4 protein-coding genes are annotated in these 4,061 nt (G+C 66.4%); all 4 read left to right on the forward strand.

The genetic code is table 11. The features are described from left to right. The coding region (locus ACO48X_RS09275) for an FKBP-type peptidyl-prolyl cis-trans isomerase (RefSeq protein ID WP_485001804.1) at nt 1–718 on the forward strand (718 nt) is incomplete at its 5' end. A 255-nt stretch (nt 719–973) separates the two neighbouring features. Further along, nucleotides 974–2,467: a chorismate-binding protein gene (locus tag ACO48X_RS09280; RefSeq protein ID WP_485001813.1), complete on the forward strand. Its 1,494-nt coding sequence runs from the start codon at nt 974–976 to the stop codon at nt 2,465–2,467. Between the two features lie 16 nt (nt 2,468–2,483). Continuing rightward, entirely contained in the window at nt 2,484–3,272 is a 789-nt protein-coding gene (gene trpC / locus ACO48X_RS09285) for an indole-3-glycerol phosphate synthase TrpC (protein WP_485001805.1), read from the forward strand. Then, nucleotides 3,273–4,061: pyridoxal-phosphate dependent enzyme (locus ACO48X_RS09290; RefSeq protein WP_485001806.1), on the forward strand; the 789-nt coding region annotated here is incomplete at its 3' end.

Here is a 4,061-nt window from a genome sequence, read left to right on the forward strand (position 1 = left end):
GTCCGCCCCGAGAAACGTCGTCAAGGACGTCGTCGTCAAGGGGAAGGGAAATGCCATCGACAAGGGGCAGACGGCTCTTCTGCGGGCGACTTCCTTCGATTCGCGTGCCGGGAAGATCGTCTCCGCCTACAATTCGGGGAATCTCCGGCTGGCCGAAGTCTCGGAGAAGGGCTTGGGCGACATCGCCGACGACCTCGTGGGCGTCAAGGAGGGAAGCCGGCTCGTTTTCAAACGCCCGGGTTTGGTCGATGGAAACCGCCAAAGCGCCGAGATCATCGTGGTCGACGTCTTCAGCACGATAGCCCAGGGAAAGAAGGCGCCCGCCCCCAACCCCGCGCCTTCTGGAATGCCCTCCCTTTCCGTCGCCGACGGCGGCGGCCCAGCGATCAAGGCGTCGGGCCAGCCGATTCCAGAACTCGCCGTCGTTCCGTTTGTCGAAGGGTCGGGAGACCAGGTGTCCAAGGGGGACACCCTCGCCGTTCAGTACGCGATTTATGACACAAAAGGGCAGATCGTCGACACGACGTGGAACGGCGGAAAGCCGGTCAAGCTCAAGCTCGACAAGGCGATGCGCGGGCTGGCGGAAGGCCTGGTCGATCAGAAGGCGGGGTCGCGCGTCGTCGTCCTCATTCCCGCGTCTTTTGCCCAAGGCGAAGGCGACCGCATCGTGGTCGTGGACATTCTGGGCATCCTCTCCTCCTCACCGGGAAGCGCATAGACCGCCGCTCCGTGACCGTCGGCGTTTTGCGGACCCGTCTCGCCTTTTGACGCGAGTCGGTGACCCGTCCCCGATGCTAGTAACCTAAGAACGACGACCAACACGAGCGGGGTCGACAGCAGACATTACGCACCGTCCATTCCGGGCGGCTTTCTGCTGCGTCCCACTTCAATCGAAAGAGGTGGCTGGGTGATTTCCAACCCTGAGGAATTGCGTTGGGGCCAGGTGTGGCCCTCCAAGGACGAGTTCCTCGACATGGCGGCGTCGCGAAGGGTCATTCCCGTTGTGGAAAAGGTCCTCGTCGACGACGCGACGCCCCTCGGCATCTACAGGCGCCTCGCGGAAGGCGACGGCACGTTCATCCTCGAATCCGCGGAGCGCGACGGCACGTGGGATCGGTGGTCCTTCGTGGGAGTTCGCTCCCTCGCCCATCTTGTTGCGGTCGAGGGAAAGGCGCGGTGGGAGGGGGAGGTGCCCGAGGGCCTGTCGCTTTCGGGCAGCGCGACGTCGATGCTCGCCGACGCCGTCGACCGCCTCCGCACGCCGGCGTTCGCCGGCCTGCCGCCGCTGACGGGAGGCTTGGTCGGAGCGCTCGGGTGGGACACGCTCTACGACTGGGAGCCGACGCTCTCGCGCACGGCCCCCTATGAACTCGACGCCCCCGACGCCGCCATGTGCCTGGCCGCAGACATGGTCGCGGTCGACCATCACAAAGGCGAAGTGTGGCTCATCGCCAACGCGGTCAATGCGAACAACCGGGCGGAGGGCGCCGCCGAGGCATACGGCCGGGCGGTCGGGCGCCTTCGGCGGATGGAGCGGGACCTGGCCGATCCGGCGCCGCTTTTCGCCGTGGGCCTGGACTCCGGCGCGCCGGACGAACCGACGATGAGGGTCTCCCAGGAGGACTTCGAAAAGGCGGTCCTCGCCGGGAAGGAAGCGGTTCGCGACGGCGAAGTCTTCCAGGTGGTCCTCTCTCAGCGGGCGGACATCGAGTGCGAGGCCGACCCCATTGACGTTTACCGCGCGCTCCGCACCATCAACCCGTCTCCTTACATGTACTTCCTTCGGCTGTCCGACGGCGCCGGAGGCTCCTTCTCCGTGGTCGGAAGCTCGCCCGAGACGCTCATGCGCGTCTCGCAGTCGCGGATCACGATGTTCCCGATCGCGGGTTCCCGGCCCCGCGGAGCGACGGTCTCCGAAGACGAGGCCTACGAGCGCGATCTGCTGGCCGATCCCAAGGAACGGGCGGAGCACGTCATGCTCGTCGATCTCGGACGCAACGACCTGGCGAAAGTCTGCGTCCCGGGAACTGTCGAGGTCGAGACGTTCATGGAGGTCAAGCGCTACAGCCACATCATGCACATTTCATCGACCGTCGCCGGCCGCATCGACGAGGCGAAGACGCCCGTCGACTGCTTGGCGGCAGTCTTTCCCGCCGGAACGCTTTCGGGCGCGCCAAAGCCGCGCGCCATCGAGCTCATCGACCGGCTCGAGCCCGCTCGCAGGGGCTTGTACGGGGGCGTCGTGGTATATTTTGACTTCTCGGGAAACGCCGACTTGGCGATCGCCATTCGCACGGCGGTCGTTCACGCCGGGCGCGCGAGCGTCCAGGCCGGCGCCGGGATAGTGGCCGACTCGGTGCCGCAAACCGAGTACGTCGAGGCGCGAAACAAGGCCGCCGCGGCCGTTCGCGCCGTTCAAGTCGCCAATCGGCTGCCAGCCGTCGGGCACGACGTGGGCAGTACTTGATTCGATCATCGCGGGGGTGCGCGAGGACCTGGCTGTGCGTCAGGCGCGCGTGAGCCTCGAGGACCTCAAGGAACGGGCGCGAAAGATGCCCTCGGCGCTCTCCGCCGAGGACGCCCTTCGCGGCAACAGCGAACGCAGCCTGTCGATCATCGCCGAGGTGAAGAGATCGAGCCCGTCCAAAGGAAGCTTGGCGTCCATCGAGAACCCGGCCCGCCTGGCTCAAATGTATGAAGAAGGAGGGGCTGCGGCCATCTCGGTCCTCACGGAGAAGAGACGCTTCGGGGGAAGCCTGGACGATCTGGACGCCGTCCGAGCGCGGGTGGAAACGCCGGTGCTGCGCAAGGATTTCATCGTCACGCCGTATCAGATTTGGGAGGCGAGAGCCCACGGCGCGGACATCGTCCTGCTCATCGTGGCCGCGCTTGAGCAGACCGTTCTCATGTCTTTCGTCGAGCGCATCCACTCCCTCGGGATGACGGCGCTCGTAGAGACGCACGATCGCGAAGAGGCCAGAAGGGCGATCGACGCCGGGGCGCGCGTCGTCGGCGTCAACGCGCGCAATCTCAAGACGCTCGACGTCGACATGCGGGTGTTCGACCAGGTCGTCGACATCCTGCCCAGCGGCATGGTGAAGGTGGCTGAATCGGGCGTGCGCGGGCCGCAGGACGTCCTCAACTACGCCCGCAGCGGCGCCAACGCCGTCCTCGTCGGGGAAGCGCTCGTGACCTCGGGCGATCCGCGCTCGGCGATCGGCGACATGGTCGCCGTCGGGCACCACCCGTCACTCGATGCAAGGGAGAGGTAATTGAATCAGCAACTCGGCGCCGTTCAGGGGCCGTTTTTCGGCGAGTTCGGAGGAAGGTACCTGCCAGAGGCGCTCGTGACGGCTTTGGACGACCTTTCGGCCGCCTGGCAGCGGCTCAAGGACGATCCGGATTTTCGGGGGGAGCTCGACCGTCTGGGCCGCACCTATTCGGGCCGTCCGTCGATCGTCACCGAGACGCCCAAGTTCGCGCGCCACGCCGGAGAGGCGCGCATCATCCTCAAACGCGAAGACCTCAACCACACGGGATCGCACAAGATCAACAACGTGTTGGGCCAGGCGCTCTTGACAAGGGCGGTCGGAAAGACGCGCATCATCGCCGAGACGGGGGCGGGGCAGCACGGCGTCGCCACGGCCACGGCGGCCGCCCTTTTGGGCCTCGACTGCCCGATCTACATGGGGGCCGAGGACGTGCGCCGCCAGGCCCTCAACGTGGCGAGGATGGAGTTGCTCGGCACAAAAGTCATTTCCGTCTCCGCAGGGTCGGCCACCCTCAAGGATGCCATCAACGAGGCGTTCCGGGACTGGGTGACCAACGTCGAGACGACGAACTATGTTTTCGGCACGGCCGCCGGGCCGCATCCGTTCCCGGCCCTCGTGCGCGACCTTCAAAAGGTCATCGGCGAGGAGGCCCGGGCCCAGGTGCTCGAGCTCACGGGCGAGCTCCCCGACGTCGCCGTGGCCTGCGTCGGCGGCGGATCGAACGCCATCGGACTGTTCAACGCCTTCCTCGACGACCCGTCGGTGCGGCTCGTCGGGTGCGAGGCCGGC

The organism is Peptidiphaga sp., from assembly GCF_057238965.1.

Bases quoted from the DNA above. Each gene is read 5' to 3' on its own strand.
- ACO48X_RS09280 (WP_485001813.1), top strand. From the start codon at position 974: ATGGCGGCGTCGCGAAGGGTCATTCCCGTTGTGGAAAAGGTCCTCGTC.